This window comes from Streptomyces sp. NPDC044044, assembly GCF_056434405.1.
The window spans coordinates 203,613-227,281 of the sequence record NZ_JBWKFG010000008.1 but is presented as its reverse complement, the minus strand read 5'-3'; the positions used below and the strand labels follow the sequence as shown (position 1 = coordinate 227,281).

Annotated in this window: 25 protein-coding genes; 11 read left to right on the top strand and 14 right to left on the bottom strand. The window is 71.5% G+C overall.

All coding sequences use genetic code 11. The features are described from left to right. Positions 1–101: 101 nt before the first annotated feature. From AC07AG_RS29100 to AC07AG_RS29085, 4 genes are read left to right on the top strand one after another with little or no spacing between them, the layout of a single operon-like run. The gene (locus tag AC07AG_RS29100) at positions 102–521 is read left to right on the top strand and encodes a roadblock/LC7 domain-containing protein (protein ID WP_249591702.1); all 420 of its coding nucleotides are present in this window, start codon (positions 102–104) and stop codon (positions 519–521) included. Then, positions 518–883: a DUF742 domain-containing protein gene (locus tag AC07AG_RS29095; RefSeq protein ID WP_478759085.1), complete on the top strand. Its 366-nt coding sequence runs from the start codon at positions 518–520 to the stop codon at positions 881–883. Before AC07AG_RS29100 ends, AC07AG_RS29095 begins: the two co-directional genes overlap by 4 nt. After that, positions 864–1,478, top strand: coding sequence for a GTP-binding protein (locus tag AC07AG_RS29090; protein WP_361048688.1), 615 nt, complete (start codon positions 864–866; stop codon positions 1,476–1,478). The genes AC07AG_RS29095 and AC07AG_RS29090 overlap by 20 nt, the downstream gene beginning before the upstream one ends. Beyond that, positions 1,475–2,740 (top strand): cytochrome P450, encoded by a 1,266-nt coding sequence (locus AC07AG_RS29085; RefSeq protein ID WP_478759084.1) that lies wholly within the window; start codon positions 1,475–1,477, stop codon positions 2,738–2,740. Before AC07AG_RS29090 ends, AC07AG_RS29085 begins: the two co-directional genes overlap by 4 nt. 49 nt (positions 2,741–2,789) lie before the next feature. Here the strand turns inward: AC07AG_RS29085 and AC07AG_RS29080 are convergent, their stop codons facing one another. From AC07AG_RS29080 to AC07AG_RS29070, 3 genes are all read right to left on the bottom strand, one after another. Beyond that, positions 2,790–4,016 carry a cytochrome P450 gene (locus AC07AG_RS29080; protein ID WP_478759083.1) on the bottom strand — a complete coding sequence of 409 codons (1,227 nt, stop codon included), beginning with the start codon at positions 4,014–4,016 and terminating at the stop codon, positions 2,790–2,792. 194 nt (positions 4,017–4,210) lie between these two features. Continuing rightward, positions 4,211–4,951 carry a chitinase gene (locus AC07AG_RS29075; RefSeq protein WP_478759082.1) on the bottom strand — a complete coding sequence of 247 codons (741 nt, stop codon included), beginning with the start codon at positions 4,949–4,951 and terminating at the stop codon, positions 4,211–4,213. Positions 4,952–5,211: 260 nt separating this feature from the next. Then, positions 5,212–5,979 carry an aminoglycoside adenylyltransferase family protein gene (locus AC07AG_RS29070; protein WP_478759081.1) on the bottom strand — a complete coding sequence of 256 codons (768 nt, stop codon included), beginning with the start codon at positions 5,977–5,979 and terminating at the stop codon, positions 5,212–5,214. 389 nt (positions 5,980–6,368) lie between these two features. Here AC07AG_RS29070 and AC07AG_RS29065 point away from each other — a divergent pair, with 389 nt between their 5' ends. Next, positions 6,369–7,844, top strand: a complete 1,476-nt coding sequence (locus tag AC07AG_RS29065; RefSeq protein ID WP_478759080.1) for a UDP-N-acetylmuramoyl-L-alanyl-D-glutamate--2,6-diaminopimelate ligase — start codon at positions 6,369–6,371, stop codon at positions 7,842–7,844. 172 nt (positions 7,845–8,016) lie between these two features. Then, a complete protein-coding gene (locus AC07AG_RS29060; RefSeq protein ID WP_478759079.1) occupies positions 8,017–9,576 on the top strand; it encodes a purine-cytosine permease family protein in 1,560 nt (519 codons plus the stop codon). Between the two features lie 42 nt (positions 9,577–9,618). Here the strand turns inward: AC07AG_RS29060 and AC07AG_RS29055 are convergent, their stop codons facing one another. Continuing rightward, complete coding sequence (locus tag AC07AG_RS29055) at positions 9,619–10,122, bottom strand: SRPBCC family protein (RefSeq protein WP_478759078.1); 504 nt, start codon at positions 10,120–10,122, stop codon at positions 9,619–9,621. A 120-nt stretch (positions 10,123–10,242) separates the two neighbouring features. Here AC07AG_RS29055 and AC07AG_RS29050 point away from each other — a divergent pair, with 120 nt between their 5' ends. Next, positions 10,243–12,291, top strand: a complete 2,049-nt coding sequence (locus tag AC07AG_RS29050) for an ATP-binding protein (RefSeq protein ID WP_478759077.1) — start codon at positions 10,243–10,245, stop codon at positions 12,289–12,291. Between the two features lie 62 nt (positions 12,292–12,353). Here the strand turns inward: AC07AG_RS29050 and AC07AG_RS29045 are convergent, their stop codons facing one another. From AC07AG_RS29045 to AC07AG_RS29035, 3 genes are read right to left on the bottom strand one after another with little or no spacing between them, the layout of a single operon-like run. Further along, positions 12,354–12,701 (bottom strand): Asp23/Gls24 family envelope stress response protein, encoded by a 348-nt coding sequence (locus tag AC07AG_RS29045; protein ID WP_478759076.1) that lies wholly within the window; start codon positions 12,699–12,701, stop codon positions 12,354–12,356. After that, the gene (locus AC07AG_RS29040; RefSeq protein WP_478759075.1) at positions 12,698–13,357 is read right to left on the bottom strand and encodes an Asp23/Gls24 family envelope stress response protein; all 660 of its coding nucleotides are present in this window, start codon (positions 13,355–13,357) and stop codon (positions 12,698–12,700) included. Before AC07AG_RS29040 ends, AC07AG_RS29045 begins: the two co-directional genes overlap by 4 nt. Further along, on the bottom strand, positions 13,348–13,935 hold the full coding sequence (locus tag AC07AG_RS29035; RefSeq protein ID WP_478759074.1) for an RNA polymerase sigma factor: 588 nt from the start codon (positions 13,933–13,935) through the stop codon (positions 13,348–13,350). The genes AC07AG_RS29040 and AC07AG_RS29035 overlap by 10 nt, the downstream gene beginning before the upstream one ends. A gap of 241 nt (positions 13,936–14,176) precedes the next feature. Here AC07AG_RS29035 and AC07AG_RS29030 point away from each other — a divergent pair, with 241 nt between their 5' ends. From AC07AG_RS29030 to AC07AG_RS29015, 4 genes are all read left to right on the top strand, one after another. After that, positions 14,177–14,695, top strand: coding sequence for an Asp23/Gls24 family envelope stress response protein (locus tag AC07AG_RS29030; RefSeq protein WP_478759073.1), 519 nt, complete (start codon positions 14,177–14,179; stop codon positions 14,693–14,695). A gap of 67 nt (positions 14,696–14,762) precedes the next feature. Then, entirely contained in the window at positions 14,763–14,948 is a 186-nt protein-coding gene (locus tag AC07AG_RS29025) for a hypothetical protein (RefSeq protein ID WP_249591687.1), read from the top strand. Further along, positions 14,945–15,973: a DUF6286 domain-containing protein gene (locus tag AC07AG_RS29020; protein ID WP_478759072.1), complete on the top strand. Its 1,029-nt coding sequence runs from the start codon at positions 14,945–14,947 to the stop codon at positions 15,971–15,973. Before AC07AG_RS29025 ends, AC07AG_RS29020 begins: the two co-directional genes overlap by 4 nt. Then, positions 15,973–16,557, top strand: a complete 585-nt coding sequence (locus AC07AG_RS29015) for an alkaline shock response membrane anchor protein AmaP (RefSeq protein ID WP_478759071.1) — start codon at positions 15,973–15,975, stop codon at positions 16,555–16,557. The genes AC07AG_RS29020 and AC07AG_RS29015 overlap by 1 nt, the downstream gene beginning before the upstream one ends. A gap of 25 nt (positions 16,558–16,582) precedes the next feature. On the opposite strand, the gene AC07AG_RS29010 is transcribed toward AC07AG_RS29015, so the two are convergent. The 7 genes from AC07AG_RS29010 to AC07AG_RS28980 all read right to left on the bottom strand — a co-directional run bounded on the left by AC07AG_RS29010 (position 16,583) and on the right by AC07AG_RS28980 (position 23,634). Further along, positions 16,583–17,149: a rhodanese-like domain-containing protein gene (locus AC07AG_RS29010; protein WP_478759070.1), complete on the bottom strand. Its 567-nt coding sequence runs from the start codon at positions 17,147–17,149 to the stop codon at positions 16,583–16,585. Between the two features lie 190 nt (positions 17,150–17,339). Next, entirely contained in the window at positions 17,340–17,984 is a 645-nt protein-coding gene (locus AC07AG_RS29005) for a fasciclin domain-containing protein (RefSeq protein WP_478759069.1), read from the bottom strand. Between the two features lie 224 nt (positions 17,985–18,208). After that, positions 18,209–19,567 (bottom strand): cryptochrome/photolyase family protein, encoded by a 1,359-nt coding sequence (locus AC07AG_RS29000; protein ID WP_478759068.1) that lies wholly within the window; start codon positions 19,565–19,567, stop codon positions 18,209–18,211. 82 nt (positions 19,568–19,649) lie between these two features. Then, positions 19,650–20,405, bottom strand: coding sequence for an anti-sigma factor (locus AC07AG_RS28995; protein ID WP_478759067.1), 756 nt, complete (start codon positions 20,403–20,405; stop codon positions 19,650–19,652). After that, entirely contained in the window at positions 20,402–20,986 is a 585-nt protein-coding gene (locus tag AC07AG_RS28990; protein ID WP_478759066.1) for a sigma-70 family RNA polymerase sigma factor, read from the bottom strand. Before AC07AG_RS28990 ends, AC07AG_RS28995 begins: the two co-directional genes overlap by 4 nt. A 73-nt stretch (positions 20,987–21,059) precedes the next feature. Beyond that, a complete protein-coding gene (locus AC07AG_RS28985) occupies positions 21,060–22,577 on the bottom strand; it encodes an SDR family oxidoreductase (RefSeq protein ID WP_478759065.1) in 1,518 nt (505 codons plus the stop codon). 67 nt (positions 22,578–22,644) lie between these two features. Then, a complete protein-coding gene (locus AC07AG_RS28980) occupies positions 22,645–23,634 on the bottom strand; it encodes a LacI family DNA-binding transcriptional regulator (RefSeq protein WP_478759064.1) in 990 nt (329 codons plus the stop codon). Positions 23,635–23,669 lie beyond the last annotated feature (35 nt).

Here is a 23,669-nt window from a genome sequence, read left to right as displayed (position 1 = left end):
CACGGCGCCCGGGCTCTGGCGCCCCCTTCCCCGCTCAAGATCGTGAGATTGGAGGGACGGGCAGGTGACCGGCAGACCCGGCGCATCTCGCCCCGCCTACCATGCAGACCACTGACAACAGCCTGACCTGGCTCCTGCAGAGCCTCCTGAAGCGCACCCCCGGTACGCGGCACGCCCTGGTGCTCTCCCGGGACGGCCTGAAGCTGTGCTGGAGCGAGCATCTGACGCTCGACCAGGCTGACCAGCTGGCGGCGATCTGCTCCGGCATCCAGGCGCTGGCCCAGGGTGCATCCATGGAGTTCGGCGACGGCACCGGCGGCGTCCGGCACTCGATGACGGAATTCCACGGCGGGTTGCTCTTCATCGTCGAAGCCGGCCTGGGGGCGCACTTGGCGGTCGTGGCGGAGGAGAACGCCGATCCGGGTGTGGTGGGCCATCAGATGACCGAGCTGGTCGAGCAGATCGGTGAACATCTGCGCGCCGAGCCGCGCGCGCAGGACGAAGGCAGCGGCTCCTCGTGACGCCGCCGCGCAGGCCCGTGGACATCGGTGACCCCGACCGGCTGTACACGGTCACCGGTGGCCGCAGCCGCGCCGACGACGATTCACTCGACCTGGTCACTCTGGTGGTGAGCGAGTGCGAGCCCACTGCCGGGATGCAGTCGGAGCACGTACGGATCCTCGAACTGTGCCGGCATCCGACGGCCGTGGTGGAGGTCGCCGCGGAGATGAAGCTGCCGATCACGGTGGTACGGATCCTGCTGGGTGACCTCCTTGCGATGAGCCGGATCACCGCCCGTCATCCCCGCGCGGCCGGCTCGGCCGCGTCGATCCCCGATTCCGCCCTTCTCAAGGAGGTGCTCCATGGGCTCCGCAACATCTGAGCTGCCCTCCCGTACGCCGCTGTCCGACACTGCCGAGACCGGCCTGAAGATCGTCGTCGTGGGCGGCTTCGGGGTCGGCAAGACCACGCTGGTCCGGTCGGTCAGCGAGATCCGTCCGCTGAACACCGAAGAGGTGATGACGCAGGCCGGCATCGGTGTCGACGAGACGGCCGACGTGGCCGCCAAGACCACCACGACGGTGGCCTTCGACTTCGGCCGCATCAGTCTCAACGAGCGTGTGGTCCTCTATCTGTTCGGCGCTCCCGGGCAGGAGCGCTTCTGGTTCCTGTGGGACCGGCTCTTCTCGGGCACGCTCGGCGCGGTCGTCCTGGTCGACACCCGGCGGATGGACGACTCCTGGTACGCCATCGACCGTCTCGAGCATCACAAGACGCCGTTCGTGGTGGCCGTCAACCGCTTCGACGACGACAGCTCCGCCCATTCGCTCGATGAGATCCGCCAGGCCCTCGCGCTGCCCGACCATGTGCCGCTGATCGACTGCGACGCACGGGTGAGGTCGTCGGGCAAGGACGTCCTGATCACCCTCGTGGACCACCTCTACGCACTGGCCATGGCCCAGGAGATGACACCGTGACCGAGCCGACCGGATCCCCTTACGAGCAGAGCCCGCCACCCGGGTGCCCGGCCCACGCGGGCGCGGTGCGTCTGGGCGGTCTGGAGTACCAGCAGACGCCTTCGCAGCTCTACCGCAGCATGCGCAGGGAGCACGGTGCGGTCGCGCCGGTCCTCCTCGACGGTGACGTGCCCGCGTGGCTGGTGCTCGGCTACTCCGAGGTCAGCTATGTGACCGGCCACGACGAGCTGTTCGCCCGCGACTCGCGCCGCTGGAACCAGTGGGACCACATTCCCGCCGACTGGCCGCTGCTCCCCTTCGTCGGCTACCAGCCGTCGGTCCTGTTCACCGAGGGCGAGGAGCACCGGCGGCGGGCCGGGGTGATCACGGAGGCCCTTGAGGGGGTCGACCAGTTCGAACTCGCCCGGGACAGCGCCCGGATCGCCGACCGGCTCATCGCCTCGTTCGCCGGCAGCGGCCAGGCCGAGCTAATGGACGCGTACGCGCACGCGCTGCCCATGATCGCCGCGGTGCAGATGTGCGGCATGCCGCACGAGGGCACGGACACGCAGCAGCTCGTGGACGACCTGCGGATCTCGCTCGACGCACATGAGGGCGACGACCCCGTGGCGGCGTACACCCGCGTCGCGGAGCGGATCCAGCTCCTGGTCAAGGAGAAGCGGGAGAAGCCCGGCGCGGACGTCACGTCGCGGATGCTGCAGCATGCGGCGGGCCTCACCGACGAGGAGATCGTCCAGGACCTGATCTCCATCATCGCGGCCGCGCAGCAGCCGACGGCCAACTGGATCTGCAACACACTGCGGTTGATGCTGACCGACGACCGGTTCGCCCTGAACGTGTCCGGTGGACGGCTGAGCGTGGGCGAGGCGCTCAACGAGGTGTTGTGGCTCGACACCCCGACCCAGAACTTCATCGGCCGCTGGGCGGTGCGCGACACCCAGCTCGGCGGGCGGCAGATCCGGGCGGGCGACTGTCTGGTGCTCGGCCTCGCCGCGGCGAACACCGACCCGCAGATCTGGCCCGAGTCGCACGTCGGCCCGGAGAACTCGGCGCATCTCTCCTTCAGCCACGGCGAGCACCGCTGCCCCTACCCCGCTCCGCTGCTCGCCGACGTGATCGCGAGGACCGCGGTCGAGACGCTCCTGGAGCGGCTGCCCGACCTCGTCCTCGCGGTGGAGCCGCACGAGTTGACCTGGCGCCCGTCCATCTGGATGCGCGGCCTGACGTCGCTGCCGGTGCGGTTCACGCCCGCGGCGCACTGAAGCGTGGCCGGGGCGCCGCCTTGGGGCGGCGCCCCGGTGGGGTCGGAGGTCAGGCGGTGACGGGGGTGAACCGCACCGGCAGCGACTGCGGCCCGCGGGTGAACACCCCTTGCTCGACGGGGTCGAAGCCCTCGGCGAGGCGTACGTCGGGCATCGCGTCGAGGAGCTGGCCGACGCCGATCTCCACCTCGGCCTTGGCCAGCAGGGCGCCCACGCAGAAGTGGCGGCCGAGGGCGAAGGACAGGTGGTCGGCGGCGGCGGAGAACGCGGTCGTCGTGGTCAGGTCGTCCCGGAAGATGTCGAAGCGGTCCGGCTCGCGGTAGCGCTGCTCGTCACGGTTGGCCGAGCCGATCAGGCAGGTGACGGTGGCTCCGGCGGGGATGGTGCCACCGGTGACCTCCACATCGGTCGCCGACTGCCGCATGATCATGTGGACCGGCGGTGTGTGGCGCAGGGTCTCGGCGAAGGCACGGGCGATCAGGGTGCGGTCCTGCCGGACGGCTTCGAGCTGTTCGGGGTGCATCAGGAGGTTGGCGAAGATGCTGGCGATCGCCTTGTCCGTGGTCTCGCCGCCCGCCGCGAGCAGCAGGCTGCAGAAGGCCTTGATGTCCTCGTCGCTCATGCGCACGCCGTCGACCTCGGCGGCGCACAGCGCGGAGAGCAGGTCGTCCCCCAGGTTGCCCCGGCGCTCCTGGATGATCGGGATCATGTAATCGGCGAACTCCACGCGGGTGCGCTCGCCGGCCGCCGCGACCTCGGCGTCGCCCGCGAGATTGCCGAGGAAGGCGATGACGGTGGTGTACCAGCCGTGGAAGCGCGCGTGGTCGGACTTGTCCAGACCGAGCATGTCGGCGATCACGTTGACGGGGAAACGGGTGGCGTAGTCCGCGACCAGGTCGACGGTGCCGGTGTGCCGGAAGGTGTCGATGAGTTCGCGGGAGTTGCGCTCGATGACCGGCAGGAACTTCTCCTGGAGGTCGCTGCCGCGGAACGCCGGAGCGACGAGCGCGCGCCGCACGGAGTGCTCCCGGCCGCTGAGCTGGAGGATCGTCTTGCCGTGAACGGGCTCGATCTGCCAGTCGTAGTTGTCGGTGGTGAACTGAGAGCCCTTGTCCTTGAACACGCGCTCGACGTCCTCGTACCGCGAGATGATCCAGCTCTGCGTCGCCTCGTGCCAGAAGAGCGGCGCGTTCTTCCGCATCGCCTGATAGGCCGGGTACGGGTTCTTGGCGAACTCGGGCGAGAGGATGTCGGGGACCTGCTGCGCGGTGGACATGAAGCTCCTAGGTCAGAGACAGGCAACGTCCACCAGGCTATTGATCACTTACGGAGCCAACCAGCCCCTCCCGGCCGACGGTTGAGCGCTGCACTAATGTTGGCCGAAAATCACCCCCTGAAAATCACCCCTCGCCCCGCGGAATCGAAGCCCGCGGGGCGAGGGGGAGCAGCGGCACCCGGCCGCCGGGGGGCTCAGCAGCTGAGCTTGTCGCCCGGGGTGACGTTGAGGATCCCGGTGAACCGGGTGTAGTTGTTGATCCGGCTCTGCACCTGCTCCGGGTTCTTCCCGTCGCACTCCAGGCTTCCGTTGATGCTGCGGATCGTCTCGCCGAATCCCGCGCTGTTGACCATGGCGTTGTGCGGCGTCATCGTCCCCGGGCCGTTCTGCGTGTTCCAGTACCAGAGGCCGGTCTTCCACGCCACGGCCGCATCGTTCTGCACGAGGTCGGGGTTGTTCAGGAGGTCGATGTTCAGGGCGTCGCCCGCCGCCTTGTAGTTGAAGTTCCAGCTGAGCTGGATCGGGCCGCGTCCGTAGTACTTGTCGTTGCCCGCCGGGCAGCCGTAGGGCTGAGAACTGTCGCAGTAGTGCGGGTAGTTCGCGGTGTTCTGCTCGACGACGTGGACCAGGCCGCCCGTCTCGTGGCTGACATTCGCCAGGAAGGCGGCGGCCTCCTGCTTGCGTACGGTGTCGCTGCCGGTCCCGGTGAAGTCGGGATAGGCACTGAGCGCCGCCGTCAGGCCGCTGTAGGTGTAGAAGGAGTTCCGGTTCGGGAACATCTGGTTGAACTGGGCCTCGCTCACGGGGAATTCAGCCGCGGCAGCCTTCTTCCCCGGCTCCGCCTTCTCGGCCGAGGCGCTGGGCGCGAGGGTCAGGAGGGTGAGTGCGGCGGCGGACGCGGTCGCGGTCAGCGCGGCAAGTACACGAAGACGCATGGGGATCACTCCTTGGGCGGGCCGGCTCAGGCACGACCGACCGCCGCATGGTGGGGGGATGTGGGGTGCGGGGGTGTGGGGGGGTGTGCGGTCGGGAGCGCGCCGGACACACCGGAGCTGCGGCTATCCGGAATAACTCCCGCCGTTGGACTAGACCATACCGAGTGACGCATTCACGTCAAGAGGTCGCCGGATAACGGCAGTTGAGAGGTGCTGCCGGACCCCTCAGGCCGAGCCCCGCCCCGGGCCAGCACCTCGATTCAGGCCGAGCCCGCCCCGGCCAGCACCTCGATCACCCCGGCGACATGGGCGGCGTACGCGCCCACCAGCGGCCCCAGTTCGCGCCAGCGCTCCCCCGCCCCCGTGACGTACACGGTCCGGGCGTGGGCGAGCACGGGCCGGTGGGCCGCCGGGAGCCGGGCGAGCGCCCAGTCGGCCGCGACGTCCTTGGACGTCAGCGTCCCGGTCGCCAGAGTCATCCAGATCCGGGCCAGCGTCAGGACGACGTTGCGCGTGTCCGACGCGAGGTCCGCCAGCAGATCCGGCACCCCGGCGACGATCGCACGAGCGAGGTCCTCGGCGGGTACGGGAGCCAGCACCTCGCCCGGTGGCGGCCCGGCCAGCGGTGAGTCCGCGAGCAGCACCATCGTGATCAAGGGCGCCAGATCCGGGCTGGGCACCGGCGACGGCAGCTGCCCGCGCTCGTACTCCTCCCGCAGCCACTCCCCGTACTGGAATTCACAGCGCGGCGGGTACCTCCAGGGCGTGACCTCGCGCCGGACGACGAGCGTCAGCTCGACGGGGCGCTCCCCGCCTCCCCGGGGCGGCCAGACGGAGAGTTCCAGCAGGCCCTCGACGAGTTCGCCGCGCCGCCCGGCCGTCAGAGGCTGCTCCACGACGGCGAACAGGTCGATGTCGCTGTGCGGCCGCAATCCGCCGAGCAAGGCGGAACCGTACAGATAGATGCCGACGACATCCGTGCCGAGCGTTTCGCGCACCAGGTGAACGGTGTCCTCGGTCTGGGTCACTGCGGCCCTTTCTGATGCGGCGACGTGCGGGAGCGGGGGACGAACCGGTCATGATCGTAGGAATGGCCCGTGCACCGTGGCCAGCGAGTTTCCGGCACGTCTGCCGCGAGCCTTCGCGGACGTACACTGAAGCGGTGTCGGGCAGGTCCCTGCTCCGCCCGGCCATCTGTGATCAGCCCTCCACGACCCGGATCCGGTCCTTGGCGACCGGTCGTGCGGCGCACAGGTAGCGTTCCTCGGCCGTCTTGGCCCTTCGGCCCGCACGCAGATATCCCCCTGTGGGGCCCCGCTCGCCTTACACGCGCATCACCGCGGACTCCGGCTCACCGTCGCCCCTGCCTCTCAGGCCGGGCGTGCGCGCGCCGCGATCCGCCTTCGAGGGGACTGTTGTGAAGCTCAGCGCACTGCTCGACGGGCACGACCACCATGTTCTGCACGGTGACCCGGGCGTCCCGGTCACCGCCGGAATGACCTTCGATCCCGGGCAAGTGACGTCCGGATCGCTGTACGTCGCCGTACCCGGCCATGAGGAGGGCGGGCCCGGGGGCATCAGCCGGGCACTGGAACGAGGGGCGGTGGCGGTCCTCTCCGAGGGTGACGCACTGCCCGACGTGGCGGTCGCCGGGCAGGTGTGCGTGGTGCGGGTGACCGACGCACGCGCCAGCGCCTCGCTCGTCGCCTCCCGGTACTACGGCGAGCCCGGCCGCGCGATGGACGTCGTGGCGATCACGGGTACGAACGGCAAGACCTCCGTCTCGTACATGGTCGAATCGGCGCTCAGGCTGGCCGAGGGCGCGAAGGTGGGGGTGATCGGTACCTCGGGGAGCCGGATCGGCACGGAGCGGATCCCGATGCCGCGGTCGGTGCTCAGCACCCCCGAGTCACCGGATCTGCACTACCTCCTGGGCCACATGCGCGACCGCGGTGCGAGCAGCGTGGTGCTGGAGGCCACGTCCATGGGGCTGCTCGAGCGGCGCCTGGACCATGTGCCCGTCTCCGTCGGTGTCTTCACCAATCTCACCCAGGACCACCTGGACGACCACGGCACCATGGAGCACTACAAGAACGCCAAGCTGCGCCTCTTCACCGGCCTGTGCGAACGCGCGGTGGTCAACGCCGACGATCCCGTCAGCGCCGAGATCATGGCCCTGATGCCGGGCGCTGTGACCACGTACGGTCTCGATGCGCCGACGGCCGACTACCGGGCGAGCGACCTGGTCGTGGACGCGGTGGGCACCCGCTTCACACTCCACCACGACGGCCGCAAGTACCCCGCGGCGATCCCGATACCGGGCCGCTTCTCCGTGTCCAACGCGCTGGCCACCCTCGCCGCGTGCCATCTGCTCGGACATGAACTGCCCGCCCTCGTGGAGGCCTTGGACCGGATGCCTCCCACTCCGGGCCGCCTTGAGCGCTTCACCACCGCACAGGGTGTCTGCGTGCTCGTCGACTACGCGCACTCCCCCGACTCGCTGGAGAAGGTGCTCGCCACGATCCGCGGCTTCGCGACCGATTCGGTGATCACCGTCTTCGGCTGCGGCGGCGACCGTGACACCACCAAGCGCGCCCTGATGGGCGAGATCGCGGGCCGCCACTCCGATCTGTGCGTCCTCACGTCGGACAACCCCCGCAACGAAGACCCCGAGCTCATCCTGGACCAGATCGTCCCCGGTCTGGCGTCCACCGGGACTCCCTTCCACCGGGTGGCCGACCGCCGCGCCGCGATCGCACGCGCGCTGTCCGCCGCGCGGCGGGGCGACATCGTGCTCGTCGCGGGCAAGGGAAGCGAACCGCACCAGATCGTCGGTGAACAGCTCATCCCCTTCGACGACATGAGCGTGGTCCGCGAACTCGACGCCCTGTAGAGGTACTTGAGCGGGCACGGGTGCGGGCGGTGTGCGATTCATCCATCACGTCGGCGCGCGCAGTGCGAATCGGGCACTGGTGCGGTGGGGCGCATGGCGTCTACGGTCCCTGCAATTCCGCCACCGCACCGCGTACGTCGTGGTGCCGTCCCCCAGGGAGCTGCCTGTGCCCATGGAGTCATCGCCGTCCGTGACCGAGGTCGAGACGCACGGAGTCGAACGCATCCCGGACGCGGACCGCACGGCCGGGCCGCTCGATCTGTTCCGGCTCGCGTTCGGTGGCGCCAACACGTTCGCCACCTGTGTGCTCGGCGCGTTCCCGATCCTCTTCGGCCTCTCCTTCTGGCAGGGGCTCGCGGCGATGCTCATCGGACTGCTCATCGGGGCGCTGCTGCTCGCCCCGATGGCGGTGTTCGGGCCGCGCAACGGCACGAACAACGCCGTCTCGTCGTCGGCACATCTGGGCGTGCACGGCAGGATCGTCGGCTCCTTCCTCTCCCTGCTCACCGCCGTGGCGTTCTTCTCCCTTTCGGTGTGGAGCTCGGGCGACGCACTCATCGGCGGGGCGCACCGGCTCCTCGGCGTGCCGGAGAGCGATGTGGCCTACGGCTGCGCGTACGCCCTCTTCGCCGCGCTGGTGCTCGCCGTGTGTGTCTACGGTTTCCGCTTCATGCTGCTCGTCAACAAGATCGCGGTGGTGGCGGCGACCCTGCTGTTCGTCCTCGGCCTCGTCGCCTTCGCCGGGGACTTCGATCCCTCGTACACCGGGATCTTCACGCCCGACGCCGACCGGGCCACCCAGGACCTGTTCTGGCCGTCCTTCATCGGCGCCGCGCTGATCGTGCTGTCCAACCCGGTCTCCTTCGGCGCCTTCCTGGGTGACTGGGCCCGCTACATCCCGGCCGAGACACCCCGGCGCAAGGTGATGGGAGCGGCCTTCCTCTCGCAGGTCGCCACCGTGCTGCCGTTCGGCTTCGGCCTCGCGACCGCGGCGATCATCGCCGAGCAGGCCCCCGAGTACATGGACCCGGCCGCCCCGAACTTCGTCGGCGGGCTGCTCGCGATCGCGCCCGGCTGGTACTTCCTGCCGGTCTGCCTGATCGCGCTGATCGGCGGCATGTCGACCGGGACCACCGCGCTGTACGGAACCGGCCTGGACTTCTCGTCGGTCTTCCCGCGGCTCGGCCGTGTTCAGGCCACCGTCCTGATCGGCGTCCTGTCGATCACGTTCATCTTCGTGGGCCGGTTCGGCTTCAACCTGGTCCAGGCGATCTCCACGTTCGCCACGATGATCATCACCTGCACGGTGCCGTGGATGATCGTCATGATGCTCGGCTACGTCACCCGGCGCGGCTGGTACGACCCCGAGGCGCTGCAGGTCTTCACGCGACGGCAGCACGGCGGCCGCTACTGGTTCGCGCGCGGCTGGAACTGGCGTGGCATGGCGGCCTGGTGGACCGGTGCGGTGACCGGCGTGCTGTTCACCAACATCCCCGGGCAGTTCGTCGGGCCGCTCGGCGACCTCGCGAACGGCGCCGACATCAGCCTCCCGCTGGGAGCGGCCGTCGCGGCGGCCGTCTATCTCGCCCTGCTCGCGGCCTTCCCGGAGCCGCGCGCGGTGTACGGGCCCCAGGGGCCGCGCTGGGTACGCGCGGCGGACACACCGATCGCTCCGATCACCGGGCCGCCGAGCGGCGACCGCGACGAGGCCTCCGCGAAGGTGAGGGCGTAGCCCGTTGCGGCGTGCCGTCCGTGCGGAGGGCACGCCGCAGGCTCAGCCTGCCGTCTCCAGCTCCCGCTTGAGATTCCGCAGCGTCCTGTCGATGTTGCCGACCTGAAAGACCGCGAACGTCTTTCCGCCCGTGGCGAGCCGGTCGAAGGCGTTGGCCACGAAGGTCGGCCAGGAGCGCCGGTCGTCCGTCCAGGTCTCGGTCACCTTCGTGGCACCGTTCTTGTCCTCGAACCGGTACTCCCAGGTGGCGATCGGGGCCCGCAGCCGGGGGCGCTTGAGCCCGATCGCGTGCACGCGGAAGGCGAAACGACGGCCCGGATCGGCCTCGGTCACCGTGCAGCGCGTGGTCCAGCGGAACGGGCCGCGCTTGTTGTGCCCGTCGAATTCCAGGCCGACACCGGCGGGCGACTCGCCTGCGGGCACGGTCGCCCCGAGGTTCTCGGGACTCCACCGCCCCATCAGATCGGGCCGGCTCACCTGCTCGTACACCGACTGCGGTGACGCCTCGACCAGGATGCTTCGGGACACTGTGAACGTGCGGGTCATGACCACTCCGATCCTCGACCCGCGACCTTACTCACCAGTAGCATAAATGTCAGCCCCCCACCCCCTCCCCTTTCGTGCTCATGGTCGTCCGCGCCTTCGCAACTGGTGGAGACTGTCCTGATGTTGGGCAACGTTCCAGAGGAGACGGACCGCTTCGTGGGGCGGACGGTCGAAGGACAGACTCTGGCCTCGACTCTCGTGACGCATCGGCTGACCACGCTCACCGGCACGGGCGGCGTGGGCAAGACGCGCCTGGCCGTGCACACCCTGCGCTCCCTGGCCGCCGAGGACACCGCGCTGCTCGGCGACGTGTGCTGGGCCGACCTCGGCGCGCTGTCGGACGAGCGCCTGCTGATCCCGGCCGTGGCCGACGCCGTGGGCCTGGCCGACCACACACCCGGCATGCCTCTGGATGCCCTCTGCGAATGGTTGTCCGACAGGCCGCGGCTGCTCGTCCTCGACTCCTGCGAACATCTCGTCGGCGCCTGCCGGAATCTGGTCACCGATCTGCTGACCGCGTGTCCGCGGCTCACCGTCCTGATCACCAGCAGACAGCCGCTCGACGTGCACGGCGAGACGCTCCTCGGCCTCCAGCCACTGCCGTGCCACAGCGACGCGCTCACCCTCCTCTTCGAGCGCGCCACGGCCGTCACGCCCGGGGCACGCGCGGACCGACCGGAGGAGCGGAAGCACGCAGCGGAGATCTGCAAGCTCCTCGACGGGCTTCCGCTCGCGCTCGAACTGGCATCGGCCCAGCTGGCGCACCACTCTCCGCGCGAACTCGCCGCCCGGCTGCGCTCGCACCAGGGCGAGTTGCAGTCGGCTGCCCCCATCTGGCCGAGGCGGCACCGGACCCTGCGTACGGCCATCGGCTGGAGTCACGAACTGTGCGAGCCCCTGGAACGCCTGCTGTGGGCGAGGCTCTCGGTCTTCCGCGGCTCCTTCGACGACGACGCGGTGCGGGGCGTCTGCTCGGGAGGCCCGCTCACCGCCGACACCCTGCCTGACGCGCTCGCGGGACTGATCGCCAAATCCGTGGTCGGCCACGACACGAGCGGCCGCTACCGCCTGCTCGACACCGTCCGCGAGTACGGGGCGATGTGGCTGGCCGAGCTCCAGGAGGAAGGCGCGGCGGCCGCCCGGCACGCGGACCACTTCCTCCGCCTTGCCCGCCTGGCCGACGAGGGCTGGATGGGCACGGAACAGGTCACGTGGTACCGGCGCGTCGCCACGTCGCACACCGACCTGTGCGCCGCCCTGGACCATCTCGCCGGATCCGAACCCGAGCGCGCCCTCGAACTCGTCGGTCTGGTCGCGTTCTTCTGGAGCTGCTGCGGTCATCTGCGCGAGGCCCGCAGCTACTTGGGCCAGGCACTCCTGCTGTGCGACACGGACAGCCCCGCGCGCGCGAGGGCCCGCTGGGCGCTCGGCGTCGTCGTCCTGCTGCAGGGCCGGCACGACCAGGCGGCCGAGCTGAGCCGGGAATGCGCGCGAACCGCGGCGCGCGACGAGGACGTGGAGGGCCAACTCGCCGCGGCCTACCTCCTCGGCATCACCCACCTGCTGTCCGGCGAACCCCGCGCCGCCCTCGACGTGGCGGGCCACGCGCTCGGCCGGACCTCGGGCCCTGCCTTCGCGTCGCCTTCGGTGCTCCGCTGTCACCTCGTACGGGTCTTCGCCCTCACCGGGCTCGGCCGCCTCGACGAAGCCGCGGCGCGCGCCGCCTCGCTCCGGGAGGACTGCGCCGCGAGGGATGAATGCTGGACCCGCGCCTACACCGACTACCAGCTCGCACTGATCGCGCTGGCCCAGGACGCTCCTGGCCGGGCCGCCGAGCACGCCCGCGCGATGCTGGACGGCAAGCGCCGCCTGGGCGACAGCTTCGGCATCGCCCTGGGCATGGACGTGCTCGCCGCGGCAGCGGCCGCCCTCGGCCAGGGGGAGACATCGGCCCTGCTGTCGGGAACCGGCCAGACCTACTGGCGTTCCGTGGGGCACGGCCAGCGCGGTACGCCCGAGCTGCACGACGTCCGCGAGGCGTCCTGGGGCCGTGCCCGCGCGGCCGTCGGGAACCAGACCTTCGAACACGCGTTCCGCCGCGGCGCGGAGGCCGACCCGCGCGCCGTGCTCGCCCTGGCCGTGGAGGGGCGCTTGTTCAGCGAGGCGTGAGGGAGGGACGGGTGTCGGATGGCCGGTGCCGGATGGTCGGTGCCGGACGGTGGCCGTGTGCCTCAGACGCGTCCCGTGACCGTGACGGCGATCCCGGGCGCGGCCGGCTCCCCGGTCACCCGCTGGACGGCCTGCGCGGCGGCCGCGCGCACCTCTCGTGTCACGTCCAGGGCCCGCCGTCCGCGGTGCAGGACGACGTACACCTCCACGCTCCAGTCCTGGGTGTCCTTCCGCCGCCGCACCTGCACTCCGGCGGAGCCCGCCGGAGCATTGGGGAGCCCCCGCCTCAGCACGGCCGATGAGCGCAGGAGATCCGCGAGGCCCGGCCGCAGGAAGGCCACCCCCGGGGTGCCGATGACCGCCTCTGCGACGGCATCGGCCAGCACGCGGGAAACGTCTCGGTCGTTCACTGCCGCCGCCCTTCCTCGGTGTCGTCGTCGATGACATCGGTGATCGTCACGTCGACGAGCGCGATCCGCATGCCCAGTTCGCCGTCCACGGCTTCCCGCACCTGGTCGCGCACCCGGTCCGCGATCTCCGGCAGGTTCCACAGGAGCGGGACCTGGACCTCGACGCGGACCCTGACCGGGCCCCGCGCCAGGCGCCCCGTCGGCGCCGGGAACGCCCCGTCGTCCAGCGGGCCGATGCGGCAGCTGCCCGCGCGCACGCCCGGCAGCGACTCGGCCGCCGCCCGCACCGTCCGGGCGGCGGCGGCCTCCACGATCCAGGCGTCCTCGTCCTCGTCGCCGAGCGGCAGCGTACGGCCCGGCCGCAGTTCAAGCCGCACCACGTCCATGACACGGCCGGTGAGCACGGAGGCGTCCGGCTCCCGCGGCGTCGTGTCGCGCGCCTCCGTAACGATTCCCTCAAGGTGCCGCAAGGCGTCCAGAGCCTGCGCGCAGTGCGGGCAGCTGTCGGCGTGGGGGTCGGGCACGCCCGCCTCCCACTGTTCCCATACGTGTGACAACTCGCGCCCGCAGGGCAGCAGTTCGTCCTCAGGCTCAGGCAGCACTCCGAAGCCCGCCTCCCGCTCCTCGTCCGGTACGGATTCCCCGTTCATCGCCATGCGGCCATCGCCTCCGTCAGATAGCGCCGCGCCCTGAAGACCCGGCCACGGACCGCCTCCGGACTGATCCCGACCGTCTCGGCGATGGACTCGTAGGGCGCGCCGTCCAGCTCACGCAGCACCCAGCACACCCGCTGCTCCGGCGAGAGCCCCTCCATCGCCCGCGCCAGGTCCGCCACGGCCGCGTGCCCCTCGGCCACCCGTGCGGGCGAGACCTCGTGCTCCGGAGCGGGCGGCTCGGGCAGGCTGTCCAGGGCCACGACCGGCCGCCGCGAACGCAGCAGGTTCAGGCAGCGGTTGGTGACGATGCGGTAGATCCACGTACCGAACTGCGCGTCCCTGCGGAACTCCGGGAGCCCCCGCCAGGCGCTGACGAAGGAGTCCTGTACGGCGTCCTCCGCCTCAGGACGGCTCCCGAGCAGGCGCGTGGCCAGGCGCAGCGCCATGGGTGCGTGGCGGTGCACGAGTGCCTCGAAGGCCTCCTCGTCGCCCTCCGCCGCCCGCACCGCGAGGAGGCCGTCCTCGCGTCTCGACGACGCATCCGCTTCCTCGGGTGTTCCACCCCGGTCGCCCGGCACACGCGGCTCCTCTCACTTCGGTCGTGCTCGTACGACACACGAAGGGCCCTCCGCGTTACGCGGCCCAGGAACGCTACATGCCGGGCGAGAAAAATCCCGCGAGGCGCGTAACAGACCCGCGGCATCCGGGTCGGAGCAGGAGAAGAGCCTCAGACGTGCACCTCGCACGGGCCGGCACCGACAGCGACAGCGACAGCACGAGCCACCGAGAAATCCCTGACGACGACCAGGAGATGCCACCATGACGACGCAGGACCTCACTTCGAACGCAGCCGTCTCCGGCAGCACCGGGAATGACCTCACCGGCGGGGCGCAGAAGAGCCTCGGAGCCACCACCGTCACGGGCAAAACCGGCGCGGCCGAACCGGCGGCGACGCGGGGCAAGACCTCCATCGCCGATGTCGTGGTCGTGAAGATCGCCGGAATGGCGGCACGCGAGATCCCCGGCGTGTTCGACATGGGCGGCGGCCTGTCCCGCACCATCGGCGCCGTGCGCGACCGTGTTCCCGGCGGGCGCCCGAACGTCGGCCGCGGGGTGAAGGTCGAGGTCGGCGAGCGGCAGACCGCGATCGACCTCGACATCGTCGTCGACTACGGCGTGCCCATCACGGACGTCGCCCATGACGTGCGCGAGAACGTCATCTCGGCGGTGGAGCGCATCACCGGCCTCGAAGTGGTCGAGGTGAACGTCGCCGTCAACGACGTCCACCTGCCCGAGGACGACACCGCGGACTCCGGCGGCGAGACACGCGTCGAGTAGCCCACCGCCCCACGCGGGCCACCTTCCGGTGGTGCGAGACGTCCCCTTCTGTGGTGTGAGGTGAGTGGTGAGCACAGCTCTGGTCGGTCTGATGGCGGGCATGGCCCTGGGATTCGCCGGATGGTTCGGCGGCTTCGGCGCGTTCCTCCTGGTCGCCGCGCTCGGCGCGGTCGGCTTCGTCCTGGGTCGTCTCGTGGACGAGGGCACGGACCTGCGTGCCTTCCTCGGCGGGCGCGACCGGGAGCGCCGATGACCACGCCCGCCGCGGAGCGCGGTTCGACGACCGTCGCGGACCGCGCGGTGCGGCGCATCGCGGAACGCGCGGCGACGGAGGCCCTGGCACCCGGCGCGGTCCAGGCCGCCCGGGGGTCGGCGTCCGTGCGGGGCCGCAGGGCCCGGGTCGGCGTCACCGTGACCCTGCCTTATCCCGCCGTGCTCGACGAGGCGGGCGAGAGCGTGCGGTCGCACGTCGCCGAGCGCACCGCCCGGCTCACCGGGCTCACCGTGCCGTCCGCGCGGATCCGCGTCCGGGGTCTGTCCCCCCGCGAGCGGTCCGCCGGGCAGCTCGCGCCTCCGGAGGCGGGCGCGGGGGCCGCGGAGGCTGCCGGGGTTCGCGCGCGGCGCCCGTGGTCCCAACGGCGCCTGCCGATCGCGGTGTTCACCCTCGTCGCGGCCGCTCTCTGCGGTGTGCTGCTGTACGACGTGGTGTCGGTGCACGCGGCCGGCCACGCTCCCGCCCGGTGGCGGGTGGAGGTGATGGAGTGGCTTTCCACGCATGGCCCGCACGGCACCACGGCCTCCGGCGTCCTCGCGGCGGCCGTCGTCCTCGTGCTCGGCGTGTGGCTGCTGGTCCTCGCCGTCACGCCGGGCCGTCGCAGCGGTCTGCCGATGCGGCCGCCGCTGCCGGGCGTGCACGCGGTCCTGGAACGCCGGGCGGTCGCCGGTTTCCTGCGGGACGCCGTGGCCGACGTGCCCGGCGTCGGCCGGGTCCTGGTCCGGGTCGGCCGCCGCAGGGCACGGGTGCGCGCCGGTCTTGAGTTCGGTGAACGGGACGGCGCGCGGCGGGCGGTGACCGAGGCCGCCGAGGCCGCGGCCGCCGGGCTCGGCCTCGCCAGGCCGCTGCGGCTGCGCGTGCGGCTGAGGACGGAACCGGGCTGGCGCGCCCCGGCGCCCGAGCACGGGCCCGAGTCCGAGCACGGGCCCGCGTCCGCGTCCGCCTCCGAGTCCGAGTCCGAGTCCGCGAGCGTGCCCACCGCGGCAAAGAGGAGCACCCCCTGATGAGCCGGCTGCGTGGCGGCGTGAACCGCTCGACTCTGTTCTGCTCGGCGGCAGTTCTCCTGGCCTGCGGAGCCGCGCTGGCCTCCGTGACCGCCCCCGTCCGCGATCGGCTGCCGTCGGCCGTGCCCCGTATCGGCGCCGACCGGGTGTGGCTGGACCAGGAGTTGCTCGGCCGCTGGCGTGATCACGACTGGTGGCCGCCCGTCGTGATCGCCGCGCTTGCCGTCGGCGCCGCCTTGTTCCTCTGGTGGTCCTTCGCCCAGCTCCGCACCGGCCGGCTGCGCGAACTCCCCCTCGGGCAGCCCGGTGTCACCCTGTCCGCCACGGCTCTGGCCGCCGTGATGACCGAACGTGCCCGAGCCGTGGACGGCGTCGCCCGCGCCCACGTACGCCTGCTCGGACGCCCCCGGCGGCTGCGGGCCCGCATCACTCTGGTCCTCGGCCCCGACGCCTGTCCGGAAGCGGTGCTGAGCGAGCTCGCCCGCGGCACCGTCGCCGAGGCGCGGGCGGCCGCGGCGCCGCGCACCCTGGAGGCGGACGTACGCCTCACGGCCCGGCCGCACCGGGCGCGCCGCATCCACTGAGCGCGGGCCGCCCCGCGGTCAGCGGTTAGCGCTGCAGGGCTTCCAGCGTGGTGCGGAGGTCGGTGGCGCGCGGGCGGTTGTGGGGAAGCCTGGCCAGGGCGACCGCCATGCCGCAGGTGTTGGTCACGGCGGAGAAGACGAGGCCCGCGCCGACACCGGCGGCCAGCAGGCGCGCGGCCCGGCAGCGGGTGCCGGCGGCGATGCCGAGGAGGACGAGGGACCCGGCGGCGAGGCGGACCTGGCGTTCCATCGCCCAGGCCTTCGGCGCGCCTTCGGAGGGCTGCAGCGGGTGGCCCTGCTCGGCCCATGCGGCGGTGCCGCCTGCGAGGGTGGCGGCGGGGATGTCGGCGGCGGCCAGCTCGGCGCACGCGGTGGCGGAGCGGTTCCCGGAGGCGCAGACCATCAGGAGCTCGCCGCGGGCGGCGGCGGCCTTGAGCTCGGGCAGCGCCGTGTGCAGGTGGTCCACGGGAATGTTGTGGGATCCGGGGATGTGGCCGGAGGCGTACTCGCCCGGGGTGCGGACGTCGATGACGGTGTACCGGTCCAGGCGTGCTGCGGCCTGGGCGGGGGCCAGATCGGCGGGGAAAGTCATGTGGGGCTGTCCTTTCGTTGATCCAAGGCTCTCACCCCGGCGGGCCGAAATACCCCCAGGGGTATCGTGCTGCCGCGCGCGCCGACCGCGGGAAGCCTCCGCCGCCCGGTCCTGGGGCGGCGGAGGCTTCCGGTGGTGATGACTCTCCGGGGGTGGTGCCTCTCCGGATGGGGTGGCTTTCGGGGCGTGGTCAGCTCTTCGGCATCAGGACGGTGTCGACGATGTAGACCGTGGCGTTGGCCGTCGGGACGTTGCCGCAGACGACCTTCGACACGTCGTTGACCTTGTACTCCGTGCCGGAGCCCGCGGTGGTGAGCTTGCTCTTCTCCAGGGTCTCGAAGGAGCCGTTCTCCATCTGCTGCGGCTCCAGTTTCTGACCCACCACGTGGTACGTGAGGATCTTGGTGAGCTGGGCCTTGTCGTTGAGGACCTTGTCCAGGTCGGCCTTCGGGATCTTCGCGAAGGCGTCGTTGGTCGGCGCGAACACCGTGATGTTCTTCGCGTTGTTCAGGGTGTCGACCAGACCGGCCTTCTTGACCGCGGTGACCAGGGTGGACAGCTCCGGGTTGTTCGACGCGGCGGTGGCGACCGGGTCCTTCGCCATCCCGTCGAAGGAACCCGCGCCGTCCTTCGGGACCGACGAACAGGCCGGTCCGAACGGCTCGTCCGCGGTCATGGAGCCGTCGGCCGTGGACGCCTTCGCGCTGGGCGTGGAATCCGCGGCCTTGGTGTCCTTGTCGCCGCCGTCCGAGCACGCCGTCAGAGCGATCGGCAGCATCGCCGCGGCGGCGACGGCGACCGCGGTCCGGCGGATTCGGGTGGAGTACGTGGACATGGTCTTCTCCTTGCGTCGTTGCATGCGTGAGGTGGCCGAGAGAGGCGGCATCAGGGCACGTCCGTGCGCACTGACCGTGCGCACCGTCCCCACGGCTTCCGTTCTTCGCTCACATAGGGAATTCGTCACGGAGCGGGCCGGGGATTGGTGCCGGATCCACACTCGTCCGATCAGGTCCGCATTCGTCCGATCGGGCCCACCCGGCCCTCCGGTCCCTCGGCCGGTCAGGCGCCGCGGGCCTGCTCGAAGCGGGCGCGGCCCTCGGCCAGTTCCACGATCGGGTCGGGGTAGTCGACGCCCGCGCGGTCCAGTCCCTCCAGCTTCCACGGCTCGTGGACGTACCGGTCCGGGACGTCGGCGAGTTCGGGCAGCCAGCGGCGTACATAGCCGCCGCCCGGGTCGAAGCGCTTGCCCTGGATCACGGGGTTGAGGACCCGGTTGGGCCGGGTGTCCGTCCCGGTGCCCGCCGCCCACTGCCAGTTCATCTGGTTGTTGGCCACGTCGCCGTCCACCAGGAGGCTCAGGAAGTGCCGGGCGCCCACACGCCAGTCGACGTAGAGGGTCTTGGTGAGGAAGCTCGCCACCACCATCCGCCCCCGGTTGTGCATCCAGCCCTCGTGGCGCAGCTGGCGCATCGCCGCGTCGACGAAGGGGTAGCCGGTGCGCCCTTCGAGCCAGGCGGTGGTCTCCTTCTTGTTCGTGCGCCACCGGTCACCGCGCGAGCGGTAGTCCTGCGCCGCCGCGTCGGGGCGGGCCGCGAGGACCTGGTGGTGGAAGTCCCGCCAGGCCAGCTGCCGGATGAACGCCTGCGCCCCCGACGAGCCCTCACGGGATGCCTCGCGGATGACTTCGGCGGCCGACAGGGTGCCGAAGTGGAGGTGGGGCGAGAGGCGGGATGTGACATCGCCCGCGATGTCGTCGTGGCCGTCCTCGTACCCCGCGATGCCGCCGGACAGCCAGGCGCGCAGCCGCCGGCGTCCGGCGTCCTCGCCCCCGGCGTCGAGTCCCGGCGAGACGCCGCTGATCCCGCTGCGCGCCAGCACCCGCTCCGATGTCACGTCGGCGACCCGCACCGTGCGCGGAGCGGCCAGGACATCCCGTACGCCCTCCGTCGTCCAGCGCCGGAAGTACGGGGTGAACACGGCGTAGTGGTCGTTGCCCGCCGGGAGCAGCTCCCCCGGTGCGACGGCCGTGACCACCGCGTCGTGCACGACCAGGCGGCAGTCGGTGTCGCCCAGCGCGGCCCGCAGCCGCTCCTCGCGCCGCGTCGCGTACCGGCTCACCCCTGCCGCGACGTGCACCCGCGTCGCGCCGGTCTCCTTCGCCACCCGGTGGACCTGGTCGACGACGTCACCGCTGCGGACCACGAGGCGGCCGCCGCGCTTGCGCAGACCCGCGTCCAGGTCCTCCAGGCAGTCGGCGAGAAAGGCCAGCCGGTTCGGGACGGCGAATCCCGTGGCCCGCAGCCCCTCGTCGTACACGAAAAGGGGGACGATCCGGTCCGCCTCGCGCTGCGCGGCCCGCAGCGCCGGGTTGTCGTGCAGCCGCAGATCGGAGGTGAACAGGACGATCGAGACAGTCACTTTCTGCGGCTCCTCATGCTCATGCGCTGCGGCTCTTCATGCTCATGCACTGTGGCTCCTCATGTTCATGCGCTGCGGCTCCTCATGCCGTGGGGAAGTTCATCAGGGCCACCGGGTCGGACGTCGGCTCCTCGGAGCCGCCCGCGGGTTCCACGGTGATGCCGATGCCGGATGCCTGGTCCACCGGGCCGTCGAGCAGCACCGCCTCGGTGCTGCGGCCCGGATTCATCAGGCCGGCCGAGCGCATCGTTCCGTCGTCGTTGAACCACAGTTGATAGACCTTGCCCGAGGGCGGCTCGGGCATCTTGGCCGCCACGAAAGCGGCTTGGTTGAGGCTCTTGGCCACCACGACCGTGCCGGTGGCCCCGTCGGTGAGCCGGCCGGTGGACGCCTTGGCGTCCGGTGCGGCGAGCACCTTGGCCAGCTGCTCGGTCTGTTGCTGCGCCTGTTCGGCACGCTCGCCCGCCTCGTCGGCCCGCTGGTTCTGCCATACGGCGATCCCGCCGAACCCGGCGGCCAGGGCCAGACACGCGGCGAGGGCGAAGCGGGACAGCTGCCGCCCGCGGCCCGTGCCACCGGGGGTCTTCGCCGATGTGAGCGTGTGCGGCGGCAGTTGGCGGACGGTGGCGATCTGCCGCAGCACGTCGGCCTTCATCTGCGCCGGAGGGGCGACCGACACGGCACGGGCCAACCGCCCTGCCGTGGCGGCGAGTTCGCTCACTTCCTGGGCACAGGCCTGGCACTCCTGCAGGTGCAGCTCGAACTCCGTGCGCTCCTCGTCCGAGAGTGCGTGCAGGACGTACGCACCTGTCAGCGTGTGCAGATCGGCGGCGCTCATGCGCTCACCCCCAGGCAGTCGCGCAGCCGGATCAGGCCGTCGCGCAGCCGCGTCTTGACCGTCCCCAGCGGCACCGAAAGGAGCTCCCCGACCTCCCGGTAGGTCAGCCCCCGGTAGTAGGCGAGGGTCACCGACTGCCGCTGCAGCTCGGTCAGATTGCGCAGGCAGCGGCGCACCTGCTCGCGCTCCAGGCGGTTCTCCACCTGCTCGCTCACCTCGTCGAAGGCGGGTGTGCGTTCGAGCAGTGCCGCCTTGTGGTCGCGCTCCGCCGACGCCTGTACGGACCGCACGCGGTCCACCGCTCTGCGGTGCGCCATCGTCAGCACCCAGTTCATGACACTCCCCCGTTCCGGCCGGTAGCGCGCGGCCGTACGCCACACCTCCACCAGCACCTCCTGGGCGACCTCCTCGGACTGGGCCGGGTCGCGCAGCACCGTGCGCACGAGCCCCAGGACGGGCGAGCTGACCGCGTCGTACAGCGAGGCGAACGCCTGCTGGTCGCCGCGGGCCACCTCGCTCAGCAGTTCGGGCAGATCGGGGCCCGCGGAGGGAGCTCCGCTGATGTGCACTACTTCGTTCACCCGGTGATCCTCCTGGACGCTGGTCGCCTTCAGAGGTGATTCGGAGCCGGTGCGCCGCCGGATTGCCGCAGGGTCACGATTTCTTCGTGGTCCCCGCGGTGCGCTGTTCGGCCGTACGTGTGATGTTGCGTGCCATGCCGCCGAAGACGAGGGCGTGGAACGGCGACACGCTCCACCAGTACGCATGCCCCAGAAGTCCGTGGGGATGGAAGAGAGCCCGCTGCCGGTAGCGGGTGCGGCCCTTCTCGTCCTGTTCCGCGTACATCTCCAGCCAGGCGAGGCCGGGCAGCCGCATCTCGGCCCGCAGCCGCAGCAGCCGTCCCGGTTCGATCTCCTCGACCCGCCAGAAGTCCAGAGAGTCCCCCACCCGCAGCCGCTGGGCATCACGGCGGCCACGCCGCAGCCCCACCCCGCCGACGAGCCGGTCCAGCCAGCCGCGCACCGCCCAGGCCAGCGGGAAGGAGTACCAGCCGTTGTCGCCTCCCACGCCTTCCACGACGCGCCACAGGGCCTGCGGCGAGGCGTCGACGGTCTGTTCCCGCCGGTCGGTGTAGAGGCTGCCGCCCGACCAGTCGGGGTCGGTGGGCAGCGGGTCGCTGGGGGCGCCGGGTACCGATGCGGACGACCACCGGGTGGTGACCTGGGCGTCCTTCACGCGCTTGAGGGCCAGGGCGAGCGCCGTGTCGAAGCTGATCGGGATGCCGGGCTCGTCGGGGACGTACCGGGCGATGTCGTGCTCGTGGCAGACGACCTCGTGGCGCAGCGATTCCGCGAGGGGACGGGCGATCGACGCCGGTACGGGCGTGATCAGGCCGACCCAGTGGCTGGAGAGGCGCGGGGTCAGGATGGGGACCGGCACGATGAGGCGGTGGGGCAGCTTCGCCACGGTCGCGTACCGCCTCATCATGTCGCGGTAGGTGACGACGTCGGGGCCGCCGATGTCGAAGGCGCGGTTGACGTCGTCGGGCATGGTGGCGCTGCCCACGAGGTAGCGCAGGACGTCGCGCACGGCGATGGGCTGGATCCGGGTGCGCACCCAGCTCGGCGTGACCATGACCGGCAGGCGCTCGGTGAGGTAGCGCAGCATCTCGAACGACGCGGAGCCGGAGCCGATGATCACGGCGGCCCGGAGCATGGTGGTCGGCACACCGGACTCCAGGAGGATCCGGCCCACTTCGGCGCGTGAGCGCAGATGCGGCGACAGGTTCTCCTCCGGGATGCCCTCGGGGGTGAGCCCTCCCAGGTACACGATGCGCCGCACGCCCGCGGCGCGGGCCTGTTCGGCGAAGATCCGGGCCGTCGTGCGGTCCGTCTTCTCGAAGCCGGAGCCGGTGCCGAGCGCGTGAATGAGGTAGTACGCGACGTCGATGTCCCGCATGGCGTCACCGACCGACTCGGCGTCGGACGCGTCGCCCCGCACCACCTCGGCCCGCCCGGCCCAGGGGTAGTCGCGCAGCTTCTCCGGTGAGCGGGCGAGGCACCGCACCCGGTGCCCCGCGTCGAGCAGCTCGGGCACGAGCCGCCCTCCGATGTAACCGGTCGCCCCGGTCACCAGGCAGCGCAGCCCTCGCGCACCTCCGCCGCTGTCCATCGGCACCTCCGGCCTCGGGTGACGTCCTCGGGTCCACCTTCTCCCGGGGACCGCCTCTCGCGCGCGGTCAGCGCGAAGGTGGCCGAGCGGTGCTCTGCCGCAGGACGAGCCGGGTGGGCACCAGCGTCGTGCCGCGCTCCGGTGTGCTCTGCTGCATCTGGCGCAGGACCCCTTCGACGCAGCGGCGTCCCACTTCGGCGAAGTCCTGGTGGACGGTCGTCAGAGGTGGCTGGAAGGAGCCGGACTCGGGGATGTCGTCGAAGCCGATGACGCTGACGTCGTCGGGCACCTTGCGGCCACGCTCGTGCAGGGCGCGCAGCAGACCGAGGGCCATCTGGTCGTTGGCGGCGAACACGGCCGTGCAGTCCGCCTGTTCGGCGATGCCGAGACCGGCCCGGTAGCCGGACTCCGCCGACCAGTCGCCGCGCACGAGCGGCGGCGGGACGCGTCCGGCCTCGTCGAGCGTCGCCCGCCAGGCGTCGGCGCGGCGTTGGGCGGCATAGGAGTCCTCGGGTCCCGCGAGGTGCCATACGGTCCGGTGGCCGAGGTCGAGCAGGTGGTTGACGGCGTCGCGGGTGCCGCCCGCCTGATCGGTGTCGACCACGGTGTAGCGGTCTCCCGCGTCCGAGTCGGCCACGACGACCTGGACATGGGGCGGCAGGGAGAGGGCCGCCGCGTCGAGCAGGTGCACTTCCATGATGACGATGACGGCGTCGACGGCGAGTTCCCCGAGGCGGGAGAAGGCGCCCCGCACCTCGTCCTGGGTGGGGACGGCGACGGGGAGCAGGGTGACGGCGTACCCCTCCTGCGCGGCGGAGGTGGCGATCGCGTCGATGGTGCGTACGTTGCCCGTGGTGGAGAGGGTGAAGGTGATCAGGCCGATCGTGCGGAACTCGCCGCGCTTGAGGGCGCGGGCCGCGCTGTTGGGCCGGTAGCCGAGCTCCTTCATGGCGGCGAGCACCTGCTGCCGGGTCTCCTCGGTGACGCCCGGAAACCCGTTGGAGACGCGGGAGACGGTCTGTGAGGAGACGCCCGCGAGACGGGCCACGTCGGCCATGGACGCGCTCTGCCCGCGGCGCGCGGACCGTTCAG